The organism is Paraburkholderia sp. HD33-4 (genome assembly GCF_021390635.1).
Taxonomy (GTDB): Bacteria; Pseudomonadota; Gammaproteobacteria; order Burkholderiales; family Burkholderiaceae; genus Paraburkholderia.
In genome coordinates this window covers 859378-881092 of the sequence record NZ_JAJEJS010000003.1, presented here as the reverse complement: position 1 = coordinate 881092, position 21715 = coordinate 859378, and the positions used below count along the sequence as shown (strand labels likewise).

The window sequence follows — 21715 nt, the reverse complement described above, 5'->3', positions numbered from 1 at the left end:
GTCCGTCCGGCGAACGTCTTTAGCTTCTAACCCTGAGTCTTCAGATCTGGCCCGACAGCGCGACCGCGCGATCTACCATGCGTGGTGCAAGTCCGAGATAGTTCGCCGGGTCCGTCATCCGGTCGATCGCGGTGCGATCGAAATGCGCCGTGACTTGCGGCAGCGCAGCGAGCGCCTCGGCCAGCGTGCCGCCGTGCTCGTTCACCGTGCGGCACGCGTCGTAGACGATGTCGTGCGCCTGCTGCCGGCCGATGAACGGCGCCATGCCCATCATCACGGCTTCGGCGACGATCAGGCCTTTACTGATACCGAGGTTGTGCTTCATCCGGTCGGTGTCGACGATCAGGCCGCCGAGCGCGAACTTCGCCTGATGCAACGCGCCGGCGCTCAGAATGAAGCTCTCGGGAATGGCGATCCATTCGGCGTGCCAGGGGCCGGTCGCACGCTCGAAGTCCTGGATCATCGCGTCGGTCATCAGGCCGGCGTGCTGGCGCACTGCCTTGGCCGCGGCGAGCATCAGTTCGCTCGAGATCGGATTGCGTTTTTGCGGCATCGTGCTGCTAGCGCCGCGGCCTTTGACGAAGGGCTCGTAGACTTCGGCAAATTCGGTCGACGCCATGATCATGATGTCGAGCGCAATCTTGCCGAGCGAGCCCGTGACTAGCGCCAGCAGATTGACAGCTTCTGCGAATCCGTCGCGCGCGACATGCCAGGTGGTTGCGGGCACGCCTAGTCCGAGTTCGTCGGCAAGCGCTTCCTGCACGTCGAAACCCTTTTCCCCCAGCGATGCCAAGGTGCCCGCGGCGCCCGCAAATTCGACCACGGCCACACGCGGCCGCAGTTGCGCGAGCCGTTCCTGATGGCGGTCGAACATCGCCAGCCAGATCGCGACCTTGTAGCCGAACGTCACCGGCAGCGCCTGTTGCAAATGGGTGCGTCCCGCCATGGGTGTATCGCGATGTTTCCGGGCCAGGTCAGTCAGAATCGCGCGCAACTCGCGGATGTCGGTGTCGATCATGTCGAGCGCGTCGCGCACCTGAAGCGATACCGCGGTGTCCATGATGTCCTGGGTCGTCGCGCCCCAATGGACGTAACGTCCGGCCTCGCCGCACATGCTTACCAGTTGATGAACCAGCGGCAGGATCGGATAGCCGACGATGTCGGTCTCTTCGCGCATATGGTCAAAGTCGATGCACTCGAGGCGGGATTCGCGGGCAATGATTTCGGCCGCTTCCGCCGGAACCACGCCAACCCGTGCCTCGGCCTTCGCCAATGCCACTTCGACATCGATATAGCGCTGCACCAGCGCCTGATCCGAAAACAGCGCGCGCATCTTCGCGGTGCCGAAAGCATCGCGAAACAGGATGGAATCGACCACGGTGCTGGCCATGGGGATGGTGCGGTTCGTCATTGCGACCTCTTCAAAAAAACAAGGAAAACAGGCGGACTTGCAGCTACTGCCACGGGGGCTGACCACCCAATATGTCCGGACATATTAAATTTATTATGTTCGAACATATTGGGCAAGCTATGATTTACCCTGGCGTCCACGAAAACCCGGTTTCCCCACAGAAAAAATGAACCGACCGCACTTTGCCGATATCGCCCGTGATCTGACCGAAGCCATTGCGTCCGGTCACTACCCTGTCGGGTCGATACTGCCGACCGAGCTGGAATTGCGCGATCAGTACCAGACGAGCCGTCATACGGTTCGCGCAGCGTTGCATGAACTGCAGCAACTGGGCCTTGTATCGCGACGCAAGAATGCGGGCACTCGCGTCGAATCCGCACAGCCGAGAAACGACTTCAGGCCGTCGCTGGCGTCAGTGGACGACGTTGTGCAGTTCGGTTCGGAACATTTGCGGCTGGTGCAATCGACGGGGGAAATCGTCGCCAGCGGCAAGCTGGCTAGAACTTTGAAGTGCGCGGATGGGGCTCGCTGGTTGCGCGTGTCGAGTTTGCGGATTGACGGCGACAGACAGAGTCCACCGATCGGCTGGACCGATGTGTATCTCGATCCGGCTTACACCGACATCCCGGACGCGGCCCGCTCGCAACCGGACACGCTGATCAGTTCGCTGATCGAAGCACGGTACGGGCGCTGCATCGCGGAGATCCAGCAGGACGTTTACGGGGCATTGATCTCAGACGAGATGGCAAAGAGGCTGAAAGTGGAGGCCGGCACGGCGGCGCTTGAAATTGTGCGCCGATATCTCGACTCATCAGGCGAGACGTTCGAGGTATCGATCAGTGTTCACCCGGCGGCGCGGTTCTCGGTGTCAATGCGACTAAAGCGCTCTGAGGCCTGATGCTCGATCGCCCTGGTGAGGGAATGGACAGATGCACCAGTGACGCCGTGAACGACAGCGTACACCGCGGCTTCAAAGACGCACGGCCGAGGGACCGATCCGAATGACCCATTTGGGTTCTGACTTTGGCGGCGCGGTAGGTATCGACCACGGGCGATCGGCAACAGTCGGCCAGCTTGAGACGTTCGACAAAGCCGCATAGTTCGTCAACAATGCGATGCCTGCTCGAACGCACCTATTTCATTCGGCCTGAAGCAACGGATCGCGTCGTTGCTTTGCTTCAGCGCCGATATCAGGATTCACGTATGTCTCGCGCCGAACGTCTCCTTCAGCTCCTGCAAGTGTTACGTCGTTATCGACGTCCCGTGAGCGGCCAGGCCCTCGCTGACGAGCTCGGTGTGAGCATTCGCACGCTATACCGGGACATTGCCAGTTTGCAGGCGCAAGGAGCAATGATCGAGGGGGAGCCAGGCATTGGCTACGTGATGAAACCGGGTTTCATGCTGCCACCCATCATGTTCCGCTCAGAGGAACTCGATGCCTTGGTGCTTGGAATGCGCTGGGTAGCCGATCGCTGCGACAAGACGCTATCGTCCGGTGCGCCAAGCACGCTTGCGAAGATTGCCGCCGTACTGCCCACGGAATTGCGTCGCGAACTGGAGGAATCTTCTCTGCTGGTCGGCGCGCCGTTGACGAGACCGACCCACACAATCTCACTGGACCTTCTGCGTGCCGCGGTCCGTGCAGAGCGAAAGCTCGCTATGACTTACGTGGATGGCAGTGGTATTCACTCGCGTCGTGTCGTTTGGCCCTTTGCTTTGGTTTATTTCGACCAGGCGCGAGTGCTGATGTGTTGGTGCGAGCTTCGTGCCGATTTTCGGAATTTCCGTTCGGACCGGATTTTGAACGTCGAGCAGATGGAGGAGCGCTACCCCAAAAGGCGTTCGACGCTGCTTCGTGAGTGGCGCAAGCTCAATCAGGTCGCCAGTCGATCGATACTGCCAGAATCTGACAGTATCGATCGCTAGACTGAAGCTCTTTTCTTGGCGAGGAGCGCAAAATGAAGTTCGCATCGGTTCGCGTTGTTACCCCGGATCTCGAACGGCTGGTCGAGTTTTATCAGAGGCTTTCCGGCATCGAGGCTATACGCCTGGCCGATGGATTTGCCGAAATGCGATTCGGGGGCTCGACGCTCGCAATTTCATCGGAGCACCTGATCAAGCTTTTCAATGCCGGTGCTGCCACTGCCGCTGCCAATCAATCGGCAATCCTGGAGTTCGAGGTGGAAGACGTTGACGCGGTGTTCGAACGGATGAATGCGTCCGGAACAAACATTGTAATGCCGACGACATTGATGCCATGGGGCAACCGCTCGCTCCTGCTGCGTGACCCGGATGGGAATCTCGTCAACATGTTTTCTCGACCTGGGTGTTGAAGCCGCCGTCACGGTTGCCCGCTGCTTGCCTGTTCGTTCAGTCTCGAATGGCCGTTTCGGAAAGGCGCCACCGTCTCTTGAGGGTCGGGAGTACGCACTGCCGACTGGTCGCTTCCGGGGAGCGGAATTCCACTGGCCGCTTTCCGGCGATGAATTTGAAGAGCGGGCTGACGCAGCCCGACCCAGCCTGTGTGAAAACACATTGATCGCCTAAACTGAATCAACGCACTGAGGCCGGGTGACTCATGAAGCGATTCGTTGAAGGCGATGACCGCATGCAGGTCGCACTACTTCCCGAATGTGTCGATGACTCTACCGTGGCGTCGCCCTTAACCGCGGGTGTCGACCCAATTGCGTGCCCATTGGCTCGAGTACTGCAACGCCTGCTCTTCACTCTTGAAGTAGTCGAGTGAATAGAACCAGTAGCGGCCTTCGGCTCGCGCGTTATCGAGGCGTTCGAGCAACAGGTTGGATGAGAAGTTACCGTCGGGCAAACGATGCGCCGAGGATTGGACGGCATAGCCGTTGTATTGTTGAACTTGTTTGTTTTGCATTTTAATTTTAATGATATTCGAGTGCGCACGTACCGTACGAAAGGGCACGGGTGCGTTGTCCCAAAGCCATTCGAGCCGATTCATCAAGCAGTCGAAAGGCGAAAGATGGCGTTGAAGCCTGAGGAGAGAATGAGGAGCAACAAGGCGTATGGCGCTCGCTAAGCTGCCGAATCAGCAGGTGCGGCTAACGGCGATCGCGCCAACTTTGGGAGACAAAAACTCCGCGAGGGTGTCGCTGCAACCCGGCGTTCGTCGAACGCCGGGTCCTTCAAACTTTACAGCGGCTTGATGTTAGCCGCTTGCAGACCCTTGGGGCCTTGCTTCGTTTCGAAGCTCACCTTCTGATTTTCAGCCAGCGTCTTGAAGCCGTCAGCCCGGATCTCGGAGAAGTGAGCGAACAGGTCGTCGCCGCCCTTGTCCGGGGTAATGAAGCCAAAGCCTTTGCTGTCGTTAAACCATTTAACGGTACCGGTTTCCATGAAGAATCCTTGAGAAAAAAAATTTAGACTTGCTCTGTCAAAGAGCGCGTGAAGCTTCAAGGAGGGAGAGGACAACGAATACCGCTGAGGAGCGAGCAATTGATGAACAGCAATCGAACTTCTTGAACTTCGGACGGCACAGTACCCGCCAGGCGGATCAGAGTCAACAATTATCTTGTAACCATTTCAGCAGGCGGCCCGCGCTGCTGACGAAGCGATGCGACACCGCTTGGCTGTGCCCCTTGCCTGGCATGGCGTGCAGGTTATACACCGCGCCCCGCCTTGGTATCAGATCAGTGGATTGACGTCTGGCTGTTTCCAAAGGGGCAGCCGGCGCCGGAATGACTTGGCTACGTGCCAGGTGATGAACGCTTCATCGCCGATTTTTACCGGGACGACCAGGCTGAATCATTACAATGCCTCGACGAACTCCCTTCGACAGCATGAAATGAGAAATATGCTGACTTCCTTTTTCTGGAGCGGCGACGCCATCCGCAGTCGACGCGTAAGTGACATCGTTTTATGGACCACGCTCGATGTACCTTCACCCCCTGCGCCCGTGGCGGCCGATTGGCAAAGAGAGATATCGACGCGACTCGCTCTGGAACCTGGGGATGTCGAGGCAATGCCTTTGGCGCGCACGCAAGTGCGCTGGCCGGCCTACAAGCGCTGCGTGCAAGCCATGTCCGATTGGACGTGCGCCCTGGGACTGCCCGCGGTGCTCGCCGATAGTGACATGGCGCTGATGGCCTGTCGTGGCGCGAGATATCACCATGATGGTGAGCAATATGGCAGTGCCGCGTTTTGCAATCTGTTCCTGAGTGAAGACAAGGGCCTGGACTTGCGGTTTCCCTCTACGGGTCAACGCATTCCCCTCAAGCGCGGAACAGCCGTCATTTTCGATACGTGCCAGCCCCATGGCGTGATTCAGCGTGGCGGCGAGAGTTTCTCTGCGGCCGACTTCGCGCCGGACCAGGATTTCACCCAGATTTTCTTGACGTGGGAGCTTCCGATCGAAGACGCCAATGTCGGGCAAGCACTCAAGGTGATCTTCGACATCGACCGCCCGTCGTCGCAGCGATTAGAGGAGGAGCAAGTCTGGATGAACGGCGCACCAGCCGCCGTGTGCCCGGAATCCGGTTACTGGCACCGCGCTGGCTGATTATCGGCGTAAGGCCCTGGAACCGTGGCACTGGAACACGAAGTACACGACTCGCAATCCATCTCGTCCTCGCGTCGCCTCGACGCACACCGACATCGCCTGTTACGTCCCTGCCCCACGTCTTTCTGCCGATAGACCGCACACGGGCCAATCGCAGCGATCAGCGTTGACGCCCTCTTGAAATCATCCTATAACCATCCATATGGATGGTATCTGGAGGATTTTTACATATGGCGAAAGAAGTGCCGGATCGCTCACGAGGTAGCGAGACCGAAAAAATTACGATCAATCTTGGTCCAGTCGATCTGGGGCAAATCGATTTGCTCGTCGAAGAGGGCTTTTACTCGAACCGCACTGATCTGATCCGTACGGCCATCCGCAATCAGCTGTCGATTCATGCTCCTGCCGTCAAAGAAACCGTAACGCGCCGTGAGCTTGTACTGGGTCTCCAGCATTTCTCGAAACAAGACCTCGAGGCAGCATGCGCGGCCAGTCAGCGACTCAGAATTCAGGTGCTGGGACTGGCGAGCATTGCCACGGACGTCTCACCCGAGCTTGCGCTGGCAGCGATCGAATCGATTCTGGTTCGAGGCGCGCTCCATGCCTCACCGGCGGTCAAGGCCGCGCTAGCGGATCGGATCCGCTGACATCCCTGACTCTTCCCCGCTATCGGAACAAACATGAAACTTAACGAAGGCTTTCTGGCCTCGATGAAAGAGGCGTTCGCACTCTTTCGCAGCAACGACCCTGCTGCGGCCGCGGAGGTTGTCAAGCGCGCCATGCGTGGCGAGCCGACGGACGTGGCAACCGTGCATGCAGACCCGCATGACAACACGACGACAACGCGCTTCGCCGACCGCCTGCAACCCCGGCATCGCGCCCAGACGACGCAAACCGAACCGGACGTGCAGGATTGCGGGCACTTCAGCATGCGGCTCTACGTCAACGCCGCGGGCCAGCGTAATTACAAGGTCTACGTCCCCAGTCAATACCGCAGTGATCCGCTGCCCCTCATCGTCATGCTGCACGGTTGCACGCAGGACGCTGACGACTTCGCAGCCGGCACGCGGATGAACGCCCTTGCCGAAACGCACGGTTTTATCGTCGCTTATCCGACCCAGCCGCAACGCGCAAATACCTCGAAATGCTGGAACTGGTTCAGGCCTGCCGATCAGCTGCGCGACCAGGGCGAGCCGTCGCTGATCGCGGGCATCACGCGCGAAGTCATGGCGAATTACGACGTCGATCCGAAACGCGTCTTCGTTGCTGGTCTTTCGGCCGGCGGCGCGATGGCGGCGATCGTCGCGCAAGCCTATCCCGATCTGTACGCAGCTGCGGGCGTTCATTCGGGCCTACCCGTCGGATGCGCGCACGACTTGCAGTCCGCGCTCGCGGCGATGCGCGGCGGCAAAGCCGGGTCCAAAGCGCGGCAACCTGGCGGAGCGGACATTCACGACACGCAGGCGTCTCAATGCCCGCTCATCGTTTTTCACGGCGACGCGGATGCGACCGTGCATCCTGCCAACGCCAACGGATTGGTGCACGGATTCTCCGTGAGCGATCCGATAGCCGCTCGCCCGTCGGGCGCCAATGGGCACGCGCGCAAGCATACGGTCCGGCACATGACGTCACGAGCCGGGGTACATGCCGAACTATGGATCATCCACGGCGCGCCTCATGCGTGGGCCGGAGGCTCTTCGAGGGGGAGCTATACCGATCCATCCGGCCCCGACGCCAGTGCGGAGATGGTGCGATTCTTTCTCGAGCATCCGCGTCGTCAGTGAGCGTCCAGCGCGCCGCGCTGCTGTATCCGGTGCAAGGAGGGCGCGCAACGGAGGCGCGGGTTGCCATGCTCCTTTCCCGAACGGGCCTGCCAACCAATCTTGCGATCATTGCCGTCGAACCGGCGATCGGTCTAGCGCTCCTTGTCGGTGGAGCGAAAGGGCTTATTCGCCGTGTGGAAGGCGTGTTGCAGGTGCTCGGTGTGTCTGCCCTCCTGTTGTCACCCATCATCATTCCGATTGCACAGTTGGAAGCGAACGCGCGAGTGCGCACGTGAGCGCAGTCTGACCGCTTGACAGTTAATTAATTACGGTCGCCGACCGCTACAGGTAGGGTGAAGTGAAAGACCGCGCCCCGCCCAAGCGCGCCGGTGACCCATAAACGCCCGCCATGCGATTCGACGATCGAACGGCTGATGCGAAGCCCCATGCCGGTGCCGTGGGACTTGGTTGTAAAGAACGGATCGAAAATCCGTTCCGCGAGCTGCGGCGGGACGCCCATGCCGGTATCACTGACAGACACAAGAATCTGCCCGTTTTCGGCCCGCTGCGACCTGATGACCATCTCCCGGATTCCTTCAACATCCTTCATCGCTTCGATGCTGTTGACGATCAGGTTCATCGCGACCTGCTGCAATTGCACTCGGTCTCCAACAATCTGGGGGAGACCGGCTGCCAGTTCTGTGCGGACCGATATGTCGTGTCGCGCTGCCTCGCCGCGCAGGAGGTCCACGGTTTCCCGCACAATCTCGCTTACCTCGACGACCTCCTGATTCAGGGCACCCTTTTCGAATTGTGTGCGGAGCCTGGCGATGATCTGCGCCGCGCGTTGTCCGTCGTTCGCAATATGAGTGAGCGCCGCGCGCGCCTCATCGAGATTCGGCTCGTCGCGGTCAAGCCATCGCAGGCCGGCATTTGCGTAGGCGATAGCAGCCGTAATCGGTTGATTGATTTCATGAGCCAAGGAAGCGGCCAACTCTCCCAAGGTGGTCGCCCGGTTAATGCGTGCGAGATCGGCCTGCGCTTGACGTAGCGCGTGTTCGGCACGCTTCTGCTCGTCGATGTCGGTGGTGGTACCAATGAATTTCAGAACCTGTCCTTCAGCATCACGCAAGACCACAGCTTGTTGGAGATGCCAGCGATAGCTTCCGTCCTGAGCGCGCAGGGAGCGGGTTTCTATTTCGAATCCTTGTCCCGAGCGCACCCCGCCCCAAAAGACCCTCGATGCCGCTTCGCGATCCTCGCGGTGGACTGCGGTCATCCAGGCCTCCGGGTGCGACCGGACGAAGTCGAGAGTCTGCCCGGAGTAATCAAGCCAGACCTGATTCACGAAGTCCGGTGTCCCATCAGGCTTGAGTGTCCAGGCGGATACAGGAAGTCGCTGCAGCAGTCCGGCCTGGAGTTGCAGATCCGAATAGAGATGCGAATTCTCAAGTGAAATGGCGGCTTGCGAAGCCAGCAACTGCAGAAGAGCAACCCGGTTTGACGTGAAGGCACATGGCGCGAGGTTATTCTCCAGATAAAGCGCGCCGACAAGATTTGCCTGCCTTACGATGGGCACGCAAAGTACGGAGCGTGAACCCTTACGCCGGACATACTCGTCTTTTGAATACACGCCGTCGGCCGAGGCGTCATCGAGGAGCACGCACTCCTGTGACCGGGTGACATATTGCAGCACGGATTGCGGGAGGTCAGACGGCGTGATCGTGTCTTGGCGAACTGCAATCTCGATATGGCTCGGTCCACTGATCGCTTCCGCTTCGATCCGGGGCTCGCCGCCCCAAAAGAGGATGAGCAGAGCCCGACTAGCCCCTGCGTTCTCGACCGCGAGTCGTACCAGCTTCTCGATCAGACTGGGAAGGATCATCTCACTGGAAAGTGTCTGCGAAGCTTTGACAACAGTCTCAACATCCAATTTCCCGGTCGGGTTGTTTTACTTTGCCGTGAGCACCCCAACCGTCATAGCACTGACGCGCGTTGCGGAGATAGAAGTAGCCCGCGCTTTCGATACCACCCGCCAGGAAAAAACGTCCTGCCAGCTCGTTGGCGACGGCCTCGTTGTGCATAAAACCGTTCGCTTGTGCGGAGCGGATAGCCTGCTCGTAGAGGCGCATGGCGTCGAGGTCGCGCCCTCCGATCCGGGCGAGTTCCGCGCCCACCAGTGCGGCCCGGTTTTCAAAGTTTTCCGGGCAATTCTCCGCCCATATTGCAAGCTGCCTGTGGTGATCGGCCAGAGCCTCGAAGTGCTCCTTTCGCGAGCCTGCGATTGCAGAGTCACAAGCGCCGGCCCGGGCGAGTCCGCCGTAAAAGTAAAACTCCGCCACTTCGAAGTAGGAGTGCACTGACCAAAGCAAACGTTTCGCATTCAGCGACGCCAGCACCGCGGCACAATGATCGCCGGCAAAGAAGTGAGCCTGTAACTTTCTGATCCAATAAAAACACTCTCGCGTCGCCAAGGATGCATTGCTCGAAAATTGCGCCTCGAATTGAAGCTCGTCGAATTGACCGCCATTAAAAGAACCGAACTGCGTTGTCAAGCCGCGTAACGTCCGCACAAACGCGAGTTGCGTGGCGATCTGGTCAATGAGGCGGCCGAACCGTACTTTCTTCGCAAACTCGAGACCGGCCTCGGCTTCACGCTGCACCTCGGTCAACGGCTCTCCCGTTGCGAGCAGATTGGTGTTCAGATGGTGGCAGCTAAATGCGCCAAAACTAAGGTCGCCGATCCTGTTTGCCGCGTCGAACGCGCGCCGTATGAGTTGTTGTCCGGTCCTGGCATGTCGCTTCCATGGGATGACACAGCTTCCGAAGCGCATATAGACGCGCGCCTGATAGCGATGCCATCCGTGCTTCTCCACGAGATCGTAGCCTAGTTTTCCGAACTGAAAGCCGGCCTCGTAGTTTCCGAAATGAGGCCCGGCGATCATGCCGAACGATACATACGCGAAGCAAGATGCGTCGCTGTTGCCATGCTCGAGGCTAAGGGAAAGTATCCGGCAAAGCACGAGCGCGAGAAGGTTCTCGTCGGTGAATTGCGCCGTAAGCACAGCCTCCGTGAAAACATCCAGAATGTCGAGTACATCCGGATTGGTGATCAACGGCAGGTCAACGAGCTCGCCGATTTGCCTCGTCCCCAGCCACGACCAGATTTGTTCGTATTCCTGCAATACCTGTTCATCCGTGGGATGGGGCGACCAATCTTTTCCGAACCCTCGCTGGTATTCGACGAATACCTCCATGCCACGGTCGCCGCGACCTAGCAGGTTATAGAGAGTCAGGCGTAAATGGGCGACCAGCGCGGTATCGTGAGCAGTTTTCGCCCGTCCGGCCAGCATGGAAAGGCGGCTTTCCGAGCCGGTCATGTCAGCAGTCAGCAATTCGCATGCGGCAAGCAGATGCTCGATCGCAAACACAAGACCATAGTTGCGATCCCAAGCCTCCTCCGTCAGCAATCTGCGCCCGGCGTGGAGATACTTGAGGGCCGATGCGTACGCCGTCGAGATCTTGGCGCGTCTACCCGCGATGAGATTCAGCTGCGCAATCCGTTCACGTTCCGCAATTGACGTGATCAGATGAGCGCCACGGTTGAGTTGATTGACAATCTCGAAGATCCCTTCCTCAAGTTTGTCTGGCGAAGTGTGCGAAGCCATCGACATGCCGATTCGCAGATGCGCCTCGGCGCGCAACTCCTGAGGAATGAGCGAGTAAGCGGCCTCCTGCACACGGTCGTGGAGAAACCGGTAAGCCTCGTCTGAACACATAACGAGTCCCGTTCGGACCGCTTCCCAAAGCCGTCCGTGCATTTCCTCGCTCGAGTCCTGATACACCGTGCGCAGCATGACGAAGTCGGCGCTGTTGCCGAGACACGCGAGTTGCTGCAGCGCTTGCTGCGTCTCGGTGGACAGGCGGTTCAATTTTCCTACCATGAGGTCCACGACGTTGTCGGTATAACCCTTGGCGTGAATGCGATTCAGATCCCAGCACCACCGCCCCTCGGCGTGATCGAAGACGAGCAACCCCTCTTCGAACAACGCCGAGAAAAACTGGATGGCAAAAAACGGGTTGCCGGTGGTCTTCTCTTCGACCAGTTCCGCTAATGGGCCAGCACGGCCCCGTTCACAATGAAGGGAATCGCCAAGCAACTCTTCCAGGTCGTTGCGCGTTAAGGGCGCAAGTACGATGTCATGCACGGTCGCGCCAGCCTGACGAATGCTTCCCAGCTTACGCGTCAGCGGATGCGTGGCGTTCACTTCGTTGTCGCGATAAGCACCGATCAGCAGCAGGCCTTTAACGTCTGGATGCGTGAGTAAATCTTCCATCAAATCCAGAGTGGCCGCGTCGAGCCATTGCAGATCGTCGAGGAAGAGCGCGAGCGGATGCTCCCGCGTGAACGCACTGATGAAGCGACGCAATACCAGTTGGAAACGACTCTGCGCATCCCGCGGCGATAGTTCTGCGACCGGCGGCTGCTCGCCGATAATGAGCTTCAACTCCGGGACCAGATCCACCATGAGTTGACCGTTCGGACCGAGCGCCACACGGATTGCATCGCGCCAGCGGTCCACCTCTTCCTGGTTCTTCGCGAGAATTGGACGGATAAGGCTCTGGAACGCCTGCGCGAGCGTCGCATACGGGATGTCGCGCTTGTACTGGTCGAACTTGCCTGATGCAAAGAGGCCTCGGGGCGGGACAAGTGGCTTATGCAGTTCATTGACGACAGCGGACTTGCCGATACCCGAATAGCCGGAAACCAGAACGAGTTCCGGCCTGCCTCCACTTACGACACGGTCGAAGGACGCGAGCAGCGTATTGATTTCGGCTGAGCGCCCGTACAGTTTCTCGGGGATCAGTAGCCGATCCGACGTGTCGTGGCCGCCAGGCGTGAACGCATCAATGCATCCACGAGATTCCCATTCCTTGAGGCATCGCCTGAGATCGCGCTCCAGCCCCACCGCCGTCTGATATCGCGCTTCAGCGGTTTTAGCGAGTAACTTCACAATGATGGCTGACACTGGCCCGGGTATATCTGGCGCCCGTTCACGAGGAGATTCTGGCTGCCTTGCGATCTGGCAGTGCACCCACTCCATGGGATCAGAAGCGGTGAACGGGAGGCCGCCGGTCGACATCTCGTAAAGCGTGACACCCAGAGAATAGAGATCGCTGCGGGAATCGATTGAGCGATTCATGCGCCCGGTCTGTTCGGGCGCCATATACGGGAGTGATCCGGCGATAAATTCGGGGGCATCGGGCAACTGGCGCTCGCGAGGGAGTCGGGACGCGATGCCGAACCCGGTGAGCCATACGTGTCCGGCGTCGTCGACAAGTACGTTCGCGGGCTTGATGTCCTTATGGATGAAGCCTTGCCGGTGGGCCTGGCTAAGTGCTGCCGCCAAACCGACCGCTATGCGAAGGAAGCGAGTCAGATCAATTGGCTGTTGCTTGTGTTTTTCAAGTAACTGATCCAGTGGTTCACCGCCCGGGTCCTTGAGAATGAGGATCGCTCGACCCTGGTGACGGGTCAGCGCCAGCGGTTGAGCGGCCCACGCCGCATCGAGTTCGGTCGCGAGCGACCATTCGTGTTCGAGCCGCCGGAGGCGCTGGGGCGACGACTGATCCGCGGCGACCGCAAGCGCCAGGATCGGCGTCGTGCTGCCGAGCGATCTGCCGCGATAGAGCGTGAAGTCCGCCTCCTCGCGAAGCGCCTCTAACACGTACCCGGAATCCTCTGCCATAGAGAACACTCGTGCTGTCAGGTAGAAATGTCAGTTCTTTCACAGTGAAAGGACCGAGCCTTCGATTTCTGCAATCGCGAGTAATGCTATTTTCAGTTGCGGGAAGGCGCTCGCGCTAGGCTGGCGGTTTTCCCCATCACGAGACCTGATGATTGTCGCACACCGATTTTCGATCAGCGGATCAGGGGTCGCCCGGTGGTTTCGGCTCGCCTAGAGAGTCGACGAACGGTCGTTTCCAGTTGTGAAGCGGCCGCCCAGACACGCTCTTCACTCTTGACGGGAATGTCCCTTCATGGCCGAGAGCACCAGTTCGATGAAGGTTCCGTAGAGCCGCCGTTGAAATTTTCAACGGCAGCTTTCCTGGAGCTTCTGTGGATGAGTAAAGTCGGCCAGAACGGTCGTTACCCACACAGTACGCACAGCCTTCTCGGCGTCTGCTGCTCTACCCATGGGAAGCCAGCCGCCCGATCGGAGGAACTCATTCCCATCGCAACGCGTGACTCCGGGCACGCGCATCTGCGTTCAGCCTTAGTTCAGAAAATCTAGAACTATCAATTTATTGTCCGTCATTCTTCCAGCTCTACCGCACATGCATTATCGGGCTGCGTGAACCGGACCCTCGGACCTTGTTCCTTCCGGTATGCACACGACGTGACTCGTAGTGCGCTTGCTCGCCGTCCTGCAGTGCAGCCGGCTCGCCTGACGACCGTCGAATCATGCTTTGCGCACCGGGCAGGGCACTTCCCGCGACTGCGCCAGCATCCAAATCCCCGCAATTGCCCAATCCTCTGGAGAAAGACGATGACTGTAAAACGATTCAGTGTAGTGCGCTTGCTGCTCGCCTTTGGCATCGCTGCCTCAGCTTATGTGACGGCGAATGCTGAGGCTGCCTCGACTACACTGGCGACCGGCGGGCTTGCGATCGGGATGGAGATCAGCTATCCGCCCTTCGAATCTTATGCCGGAAGCGATGTCGTAGGAGCCGATCCGGAACTGGCACGTGCGCTTGCAAAACAACTCGGAGCGAAAGCAACATTCGTCGATACGCGCTTTTCCGGGCTCATTCTCGGCCTGGACGCACGGCGCTACGACGCAGTCATCTCCGGCATGTATGTGACTCCCGAACGTACCGCTCAAGCACGCGCAATTCCCTACGCCCAGACTGGCGCCGCGATTTTGGCCAGAACGTCTTCTGACGTAAAGCCTAAGGCAATGACCGATCTTTGCGGCCTGCGCGTGGCAGTCGAACAAGGCGCTTCCTGGGCACCGACGCTCCGCAAAGTCTCGGATAGCTATTGCAAGGCAAACGGCAAGGCACCGATTGGAATCCAGGAGTTTCCATCCGCCCCTGAAGCACTCCAGGCGCTTTTGTCGAATAACGTTCAGGCCCAGATGGAGATTGCCGTCGCCGCACACATGCTGGCTGACAAGTCGTCAGGGCGCGTTGTCGTCACGTCAACCGAGCTGATCGAGCCACAAACCCTCGGCATATACGTCCGAAAGGACGATCAGGCACTCTATGACGCGCTGGGAAAGGCACTGGATCAGCTCAGGCAGAGCGGCGAATACGGGCGGATTCTCAAGAAGTACAACCTGCTGCCACCTGCCAAAGCGTCCTGAATGCAATCAGGCGATCCCGTTTAGATGTGGAGCGAGACTCTCATGCACTTCGATTTTTCATACTTCTTATCACTGTTTTCGCTACCTGCGTTCTGGCGGGCCAGCTTGACCGTGGTCGAACTCAGCGCATTGTCATGGGCGCTTGGCATGGTGCTCGGATTCCCGCTGGCACTGGCCAAACTGTCAGGCAAGAGGTGGCTGACCGTCCCGGCCAATCTATACATCTGGTTTTTCCGCAGCGTTCCTCTGCTGGTCGTTATCGTCTTCGTCTTCAACCTGCCGCAGCTGTTCCCGGCTTCGGGGTCAGTCCTTTCGGATCCCTTTGTATCCAGTTTCATTTCGCTCGTGGTAACCGAGGCGGCATACATGGCGGAGATTCACCGAGGCGGTCTCCTGTCCGTTGCGCGCGGGCAATATGAAGCCGGTACCGCGCTAGGGATTCGGGCGCTTGGCCTGCAGCGGCTCGTGATCATCCCACAGGCCTTCCGCATCGCGCTGCCCACGCTGGTCAACGAGTTCATCACCTGCGTCAAGCTGACATCGCTTGCGTCAGTCATTTCGCTGACGGAGCTTCTGATGGTCGGACAGCGACTGTACGCACAGAACTTTCTGGTTCTGGAGACGCTGCTCGCCATCGCGATCTACTATGTGATGATCGTGACGGTCTTCGGCTGGTTACTTCATTACATGGAGCGTTGGCTGGATACGACCCGACGGCGTGCGGGGACAATTCCTGATGCAGAGCTGGCGCCGCTCAGGCACCAACTCGTAACGGCCGCACCAGGTTCGGTGAAGATCGCTCGCGCGCGCTCCGGGAATGCGTTGTCCCTGAAGAATATCCATAAGCGCTACGGCCATCACGAAGTGCTGAAAGGCATCGATCTCGAAGTGGGGGTTGGAGAAGTCATCTCGATCATCGGTCCGTCCGGATCAGGAAAGACGTCGCTGATACGCACGATCAACGCGCTCGAGTTGATCGACAACGGCAAGATCGATCTGTTTGGTGAACCGTACATCGCAGCCGCAGATCGCTCTGGCGGCACGCGCTTGAGAGCCGGCAGAAGTCGCATAGGCATGGTATTCCAGAGTTTCAATCTGTTTCCTCACCGCACGATCCTTGATAACGTCATCATGGCGCCACGCTATCATCAACGCGGCACGAAAGAGGATCTGGCACATCAGGCGATGGCTCTCCTGGAGAAGGTGGGAATGCTTGCCCACGCGCACAAGTATTCATACCAGCTTTCTGGCGGCCAGCAACAGCGTGTCGCGATCGCACGAGCGCTTGCGATGGAGCCGGATATCATGCTGTTCGACGAGCCGACGTCCGCGCTGGATCCGGAACTGGTCGGCGACGTGCTTGCCGTTATTTCCGATCTGGCGAAAGAAGGCATGACCATGGTGATCGTCACGCATGAAATGAACTTCGCCATGTCGATCTCTGACCGCGTGGTCTTCATGGAAGGCGGTACTGTCCAGCTCGTAGCGTCACCCGAGACAATCCGCATCAGCCCCAGCGCCGAACGTGTGCGTCGCTTCATCGGCATCGACTCGCGCATTGCCGTGAACCAGTGAGGGATGTCGTCGCGCCGCGCGCGACATCCAGCCTCGCTACTGCATCTCAGGCGGTCAGCTGGCGCTTGAGGATGTCCCGAAACTTTTGAATCAATGGCTCCTTCAAGCGGCCACGCCGTACGACCGAGGTGAACGGCGCCTGGAATCCAAAGGCTGCGGGTGACAGTGCCCGCAACCTGCCTTCTTCCACCCAGCGTTGCGCAAAATGCTCGGGCAAAAAGCCGATGTAGGCGCCCGACAGAATGAGGACCAATTGGCCCTCCATGCTGTCTACGGTCGCCCCGGTATCCCTGAGGCCGTGCCGGACGTGTTCGGCCTGGTTCCAGTAGGCTCGTCCAACCATGCGATACCCAGCGAGATCCTGTTCCGTCACGCGTCGAACGTTAAAGAGCGGATGGCTGTCTCCACAATAAAGCCAGTGCTGCTCCCGATATAGCGGCTGATAGATCAGTCCATTCATTCTTATCTGAAACGCCCCGACTGCGATGTCGATCCGGTTACTTAGCACACTGAGTTGCAGCTCATAGGGCGTTTGAAGCCGTATATGCAGTTCGACGGACGAATGCTCACGCGCGAAGGTACTAACAACTGCGTCAATCGCGTGCACACGGTCTGTGACCAGCCCATCGAGCACACCAATTTTCAGGCTTCCTCGCAGTTCGCCCCTTAATCCAGCGGCATATCGCTCGAAGCCATCCACCTCCCCTAGCAGTCTCTGGGCCTCAAGATGAAATTCCGTTCCCTTCGGCGTGAGGCTGAAGCCGCCCCGCCCCCGATGGCACAGCACGACACCTACCAGGTCCTCCAACTGGCTCATGTAGGTACTGATTGCGGACGTCGACATGTTCAGTTCCTGCTGCGCGCTGGCGAATCCCTGGTGGCGAACCACGCTGGCGAATACGCGCAGCAGCCGCATGTCTGGTGTTACCGAAGCCAACCTTGCCTCCATCGAGTTCAGTGTGCCCGTGCATCCCGACGTTGTGTGGGGAGAACGGGCTGGGTTGAATGTTCAGAATTACCTGAACCAATAATCTGACGCCAGCAATTTTTCGGGGCGATAATGAACGGCATGATGCCACGTCAAGCACGACCCGAACATTGATATCAACACATTCCGAAGCGCCACTGGAGAGAGAAAATCTGGAGTGAGCGCGAAGATTTCGTCACGGAAAAACGAGGCTAAACAGCAAATGAACATAATTCAATACGACGTATCGGAAACCAGCTGGCAAATTGAGGAACAGCAGATTCGAAACGACCTGGCGGCGCTCTACCGGCTCCTCGCCGTTTTCAGGATGACCGACCTGATCGACACACACATCTCAGCGCGTTTGCCTGGCAGAACGCCGACGTTTCTAATCAATCGTTACGGCGTCCTGTTTCATGAGGTGTGCGCATCCGATCTTGTCAAGATAGATTACGCCGGCAATGTCATCGACGAGCGCGCCGCGCACAATCCCGACGCATTTCCGGTAAACGCGGCAGGATTCACGATCCATTCGGCAATTCACATGGCACGCCCGGATCTCCATTTTGTCATTCATACGCATACGGCCGCCGGCATCGCCGTATCTGCGCAGCGCGATGGACTTTTGCCGATCAGTCAGCACGCACTCAAATTCTACGGTCGCCTCGCGTATCACAAGTACGAGGGCATTGCGACCGATCTCGACGAACGCGAGCGTCTTGTCGATGATCTCGGCGAAAAAAAGGCCATGGTTCTGCGCAATCACGGCCTCATCGCAGCTGGCGCGTCTGCCGCTGAAGCATTCCATGAGATCTACATGCTCGAACGGGCCTGCCAGGCACAAGTTCAAGCGATGGCAGGCGGTGCAAGCCTGGTCACCCCCAGCGCGGAAGTGTGCGAGCGCACGGCTCGACAGTTCGAGATGGATCTGTCTGGTGGAATCATCGACAAGGCGTGGACCGCTGCATTGCGCTTGATCGAAGATCAAGGTTCGGATTACCGGACGTGATTGAACCTCTCTTTGCAAGACGGACCGCCACGAACCCAGTTTTGTGGTGATGGTAGTTTCGGGCGGCTCGTCGATGCGTCCCGGAAGCACGTCAACACGTTTCAAAATCAAACAATGTCCGCCATGTTCTGTGCGCCAGCCTTCGCTCAAAGTAGCGTGGCGCTCTGTACGGGTTAATCGACGAAGGAATCGATTACACATACAACGTCGGCGGCGGCCACGTCTACGAACTTCAGAGCGGCTATGCGCAAGGCAGCCGGTCGGGTCTGCGAGGAAGCGAAGATCTTGGCCGGGGCCAGTGCTCAACCCGGCAATACGCCCGGATGATACGTCGATGGGTCGATGCAGCGGGGCTTGATCCGACAGCGTACGGCACGCATTCGATGCGCCGTACGAAGGCGATCGTCATGGTGGCCGATTGCGGCACGTTCACCGCGGCATCCGCGCGGCTTCATTCGACCCAGTCCACGGTGAGTCAGAAGGTGGGTCGTCTGGAAGAGATGGCGGGGCACAGGCTGCTCGAGCGCAACAGCCGCGACGTTCGTCCGACCGATGCGGGCGAAACCCTGCTCGCCTATGCGCACCGGGCGCGACACCGTGAGTCACGCGAAGCACAGCGAACCGGCCGACGCCGCGATTTCGCGCGCGGCCTTCGCCCCTTCGACCTGCAGGATCGTCGGCAAGGACACGCCGTTCCTCGCTGCCGTCAGCTCGGCGAGAATCGAGATCGCGATCTCGGGCGGCGTGCGGCTGCCGATATAGATGCCGGCCGGACCATGCAGGCGCGCAAGCTCCGCATCGGAGAGATCGAACTCCCTGAGACGCTCGCGGCGCGCCGCGTTGTTGCGCCGCGAGCCGAGCGCGCCCACGTAGAACGCAGGCGTCCTGAGCGCTTCCATCAGCGCGAGATCGTCGAGCTTCGGGTCGTGCGTGAGCGCAACCACGGCGCTGCGCTCGTCGAGACGCATCTCGATCACCGTGTCGTCGGGCATCGTGCGAACGAGCGCCGCGCCGGGCACATCCCACACGTCCGTATATTCCGTGCGCGGATCGCAGACGGTCACGTGATAATCGAGGCCCGTCGCGATCTGGCAGAGATAGCGCGAAAGTTGGCCCGCGCCGATCACGAGCAGCCGGTAGCGCGGCCCGTGAATCGTGACGAACCGGTTGCCGTCGAAGAACACGCCCTCGGTCGAGCGCGCGGGCGCAAGCGTGGCCGTGCCGCTCGCCATGTCGAGCGTGCGCGCGACCAGCTCGCCCGCCTCCACGCTTCGGCACAGCGCCGCGATGCCGCCCGCATCGCCGAGCGGTTCGAGCACCAGTTCGATCGTGCCGCCGCACGGCAGGCCGAACCGGTGCGCCTCATCCGCGCTGATGCCGTAGCGCACCGCCTGCGGCCGTTCCGCCGTCACGCCGCCCTGACGCACGCGTTCGATCAGATCGTCCTCGATACAGCCGCCCGACACCGAGCCCGCCACCGCGCCGTCGTCGCGCACGACGAGCATCGAGCCCTCCGGACGCGGCGACGAGCCCCACGTTTTCACCACGGTCACGAGGAGCACACGATGCCCCGCTTCGATCCAGCGCTGGCTGGATTTGAGCACTTCGAGATTCACGCTGTCCATGATCGCCTCCTGTCGTTCGCACGGGTGCAAGGCTGCCTGCATCGGATGAACGATGAATTCGCCGATGCCGGTCAGTCAGCGTCCGCGAGGCTGCCGCGAGTCTCGGGTATGACGAGCGCACCGATCAGATAGAGCACGCTCACGGAGGCCAGACACACGGCCAGCACGACCGGCAGATCGGCGGGCGTGCGGGCGACGACGGATACCAGCGTCGGCATCATGCCGCCGATCGCGAAGCCTATGTTCCACGAAAGGCCGGTGCCCGATGCCCGGATCGCGGTCGGGAACCGCTCGTTGAGGAAGATGAGAATCGGCGCGTAGCTGGCGCTTCCCAGAGCGCTCAGCAGCACCGCCCAAGCGCCGATCATGACGACGCTGTCAGCCCGCGCCAACGCGATGAAGAGCAGCGGGAAGCAGACGAGCCGCGCCACGCCGAGCCAGATGAAACTACGCTTGCGCCCGATGAGCGTGCTCAGATGACCGGCTGCCGTCGATGCGACGATCACGGCCACGCTCGATATCATGAGAATGAGGCCCGCGACACTGTTGGGCGTGTGATTCACGACCTTGAGGAAGGTGGGCAGGAAGCCCGAGGTCAGGTAATAGCCGCTCCCGCCGCCGATCGTGAGCAACAGGTTCACGAGCAGGATGGCGCGATACTGCTTCGAAAACAGCAGCCGAACCGGCGAGCTGACCGGCTTTTGCGTATCGCGCGCGGCGACCGGAGCCGCTTTGCGCTTTTCGGCGGCAAGCGCAGCCCACACGGGAGACTCCTCGAGACTGTTGAACACGAACACACCCAGAAACGAGCTGACGATGCCGGCAAAGAACATGAATCGCCATCCCCACACTTCGAATTGCGAACCGGGAAACGCCGCCGAAGTCACCAGGTAGACCAGAGAGGCCAGCAGCGCGCCAAGCCCCGCGCCGCCCCCGCCGACGAATCCGGACACGGCCCCTCGGTACTTAGGGCTCACCGTTTCCGTACCGATGGTATGCGTCGATGCGACCACACCGCCGACGAATACGCCCTGTACCAGACGCAGCAGGAGAAACAGGACCGGCGCGATGACGCCAACCTGCTGAACGGTCGGCAGCAATCCGAATGCCGCCGTCGAGAGGCCCACGCCTACGACGGAAATGATCATCGACCTCTTGCGCCCGTGCTGGTCGGCCAGCGAGCCGAAAATGGCGGAGCCGAGCGGCCGCATCAACAGGGTGACAGCGAAGGACGCATAGACCGCCGCGAGTGAGAGCATCGGGTTGGTCGAAGGAAAGAAGAGCTTCCCGACTACGGGCGCGACGAACAGCACGACGAACAGGTCGAACAGGTCCAGTGCCCAGCCCAAACACGAGGCGGCAACGGCCGCGAGAACCTGTCTGCTGCCCACACTTCTGACCATGCGGTCATTTCGCAACGCTTCTTCCATGAGGATCTCCATCCAAGTTCAATATATCTAGGACTAC

The 21715-nt window shown here is 59.5% G+C and carries 18 protein-coding genes and 2 pseudogenes; 12 read left to right on the top strand and 8 right to left on the bottom strand.

The window, feature by feature from the left end:
• Nucleotides 1-40: 40 nt before the first annotated feature.
• Nucleotides 41-1411 carry a class-II fumarase/aspartase family protein gene (locus L0U84_RS38545; RefSeq protein WP_233858623.1) on the bottom strand — a complete coding sequence of 457 codons (1371 nt, stop codon included), beginning with the start codon at nucleotides 1409-1411 and terminating at the stop codon, nucleotides 41-43.
• Nucleotides 1412-1577: 166 nt separating this feature from the next.
• Here L0U84_RS38545 and L0U84_RS38540 point away from each other — a divergent pair, with 166 nt between their 5' ends.
• The 3 genes from L0U84_RS38540 (at nucleotide 1578) to L0U84_RS38530 (ending at nucleotide 3744) form a co-directional block, all read left to right on the top strand.
• Nucleotides 1578-2309, top strand: coding sequence for a GntR family transcriptional regulator (locus tag L0U84_RS38540; protein ID WP_233858620.1), 732 nt, complete (start codon nucleotides 1578-1580; stop codon nucleotides 2307-2309).
• Nucleotides 2310-2614: 305 nt separating this feature from the next.
• Nucleotides 2615-3337 carry a helix-turn-helix transcriptional regulator gene (locus tag L0U84_RS38535; RefSeq protein WP_233858618.1) on the top strand — a complete coding sequence of 241 codons (723 nt, stop codon included), beginning with the start codon at nucleotides 2615-2617 and terminating at the stop codon, nucleotides 3335-3337.
• A gap of 32 nt (nucleotides 3338-3369) precedes the next feature.
• Nucleotides 3370-3744, top strand: coding sequence for a VOC family protein (locus L0U84_RS38530; RefSeq protein WP_233858616.1), 375 nt, complete (start codon nucleotides 3370-3372; stop codon nucleotides 3742-3744).
• A gap of 329 nt (nucleotides 3745-4073) precedes the next feature.
• On the opposite strand, the gene L0U84_RS38525 is transcribed toward L0U84_RS38530, so the two are convergent.
• Nucleotides 4074-4298 (bottom strand): hypothetical protein, encoded by a 225-nt coding sequence (locus tag L0U84_RS38525; protein WP_233859854.1) that lies wholly within the window; start codon nucleotides 4296-4298, stop codon nucleotides 4074-4076.
• Between the two features lie 275 nt (nucleotides 4299-4573).
• Nucleotides 4574-4777: a cold-shock protein gene (locus L0U84_RS38520; RefSeq protein ID WP_133186543.1), complete on the bottom strand. Its 204-nt coding sequence runs from the start codon at nucleotides 4775-4777 to the stop codon at nucleotides 4574-4576.
• Between the two features lie 457 nt (nucleotides 4778-5234).
• Between L0U84_RS38520 and L0U84_RS38515 the strand changes: the two genes are divergently transcribed.
• The 4 genes from L0U84_RS38515 to L0U84_RS38500 all read left to right on the top strand — a co-directional run bounded on the left by L0U84_RS38515 (nucleotide 5235) and on the right by L0U84_RS38500 (nucleotide 7998).
• Nucleotides 5235-5939, top strand: coding sequence for a hypothetical protein (locus L0U84_RS38515; RefSeq protein WP_233859852.1), 705 nt, complete (start codon nucleotides 5235-5237; stop codon nucleotides 5937-5939).
• Between the two features lie 230 nt (nucleotides 5940-6169).
• Nucleotides 6170-6586: a CopG family transcriptional regulator gene (locus L0U84_RS38510; RefSeq protein ID WP_233858607.1), complete on the top strand. Its 417-nt coding sequence runs from the start codon at nucleotides 6170-6172 to the stop codon at nucleotides 6584-6586.
• Nucleotides 6587-6619: 33 nt separating this feature from the next.
• Complete coding sequence (locus L0U84_RS38505; protein WP_233858605.1) at nucleotides 6620-7723, top strand: extracellular catalytic domain type 1 short-chain-length polyhydroxyalkanoate depolymerase; 1104 nt, start codon at nucleotides 6620-6622, stop codon at nucleotides 7721-7723.
• Nucleotides 7720-7998 (top strand): hypothetical protein, encoded by a 279-nt coding sequence (locus tag L0U84_RS38500; protein ID WP_233858603.1) that lies wholly within the window; start codon nucleotides 7720-7722, stop codon nucleotides 7996-7998. The genes L0U84_RS38505 and L0U84_RS38500 overlap by 4 nt, the downstream gene beginning before the upstream one ends.
• Before the next feature lie 26 nt (nucleotides 7999-8024).
• On the opposite strand, the gene L0U84_RS38495 is transcribed toward L0U84_RS38500, so the two are convergent.
• Together L0U84_RS38495 and L0U84_RS38490 are read right to left on the bottom strand one after the other, a co-directional pair.
• Entirely contained in the window at nucleotides 8025-9635 is a 1611-nt protein-coding gene (locus L0U84_RS38495; protein WP_233858601.1) for a GAF domain-containing sensor histidine kinase, read from the bottom strand.
• Nucleotides 9625-13452 (bottom strand): ATP-binding protein, encoded by a 3828-nt coding sequence (locus L0U84_RS38490; protein ID WP_233858592.1) that lies wholly within the window; start codon nucleotides 13450-13452, stop codon nucleotides 9625-9627. The genes L0U84_RS38495 and L0U84_RS38490 overlap by 11 nt, the downstream gene beginning before the upstream one ends.
• Nucleotides 13453-14253: 801 nt before the next feature.
• Between L0U84_RS38490 and L0U84_RS38485 the strand changes: the two genes are divergently transcribed.
• Together L0U84_RS38485 and L0U84_RS44100 are read left to right on the top strand one after the other, a co-directional pair.
• Nucleotides 14254-15072, top strand: a complete 819-nt coding sequence (locus L0U84_RS38485; protein WP_233858590.1) for an ABC transporter substrate-binding protein — start codon at nucleotides 14254-14256, stop codon at nucleotides 15070-15072.
• Nucleotides 15073-15114: 42 nt separating this feature from the next.
• Nucleotides 15115-16647, top strand: a complete 1533-nt coding sequence (locus tag L0U84_RS44100; RefSeq protein ID WP_326491238.1) for an amino acid ABC transporter permease/ATP-binding protein — start codon at nucleotides 15115-15117, stop codon at nucleotides 16645-16647.
• A gap of 46 nt (nucleotides 16648-16693) precedes the next feature.
• Here L0U84_RS44100 and L0U84_RS38470 read toward each other — a convergent pair whose 3' ends face one another.
• Entirely contained in the window at nucleotides 16694-17584 is an 891-nt protein-coding gene (locus tag L0U84_RS38470; RefSeq protein WP_233858588.1) for a LysR family transcriptional regulator, read from the bottom strand.
• A 253-nt stretch (nucleotides 17585-17837) separates the two neighbouring features.
• Here L0U84_RS38470 and L0U84_RS38465 point away from each other — a divergent pair, with 253 nt between their 5' ends.
• From L0U84_RS38465 to L0U84_RS38455, 3 genes and pseudogenes are all read left to right on the top strand, one after another.
• Entirely contained in the window at nucleotides 17838-18623 is a 786-nt protein-coding gene (locus L0U84_RS38465; protein ID WP_233859848.1) for a class II aldolase/adducin family protein, read from the top strand.
• 114 nt (nucleotides 18624-18737) lie between these two features.
• Nucleotides 18738-18919: pseudogene (locus L0U84_RS38460) on the top strand (porin); the annotation flags it as partial.
• 87 nt (nucleotides 18920-19006) lie between these two features.
• A pseudogene (locus L0U84_RS38455) lies at nucleotides 19007-19210 on the top strand (LysR family transcriptional regulator); the annotation flags it as partial.
• Between the two features lie 15 nt (nucleotides 19211-19225).
• Here L0U84_RS38455 and L0U84_RS38450 read toward each other — a convergent pair.
• Nucleotides 19226-20248 (bottom strand): XdhC family protein, encoded by a 1023-nt coding sequence (locus tag L0U84_RS38450; protein WP_233858585.1) that lies wholly within the window; start codon nucleotides 20246-20248, stop codon nucleotides 19226-19228.
• Nucleotides 20249-20319: 71 nt separating this feature from the next.
• Nucleotides 20320-21678 carry an MFS transporter gene (locus tag L0U84_RS38445; RefSeq protein ID WP_233858577.1) on the bottom strand — a complete coding sequence of 453 codons (1359 nt, stop codon included), beginning with the start codon at nucleotides 21676-21678 and terminating at the stop codon, nucleotides 20320-20322.
• Nucleotides 21679-21715 lie beyond the last annotated feature (37 nt).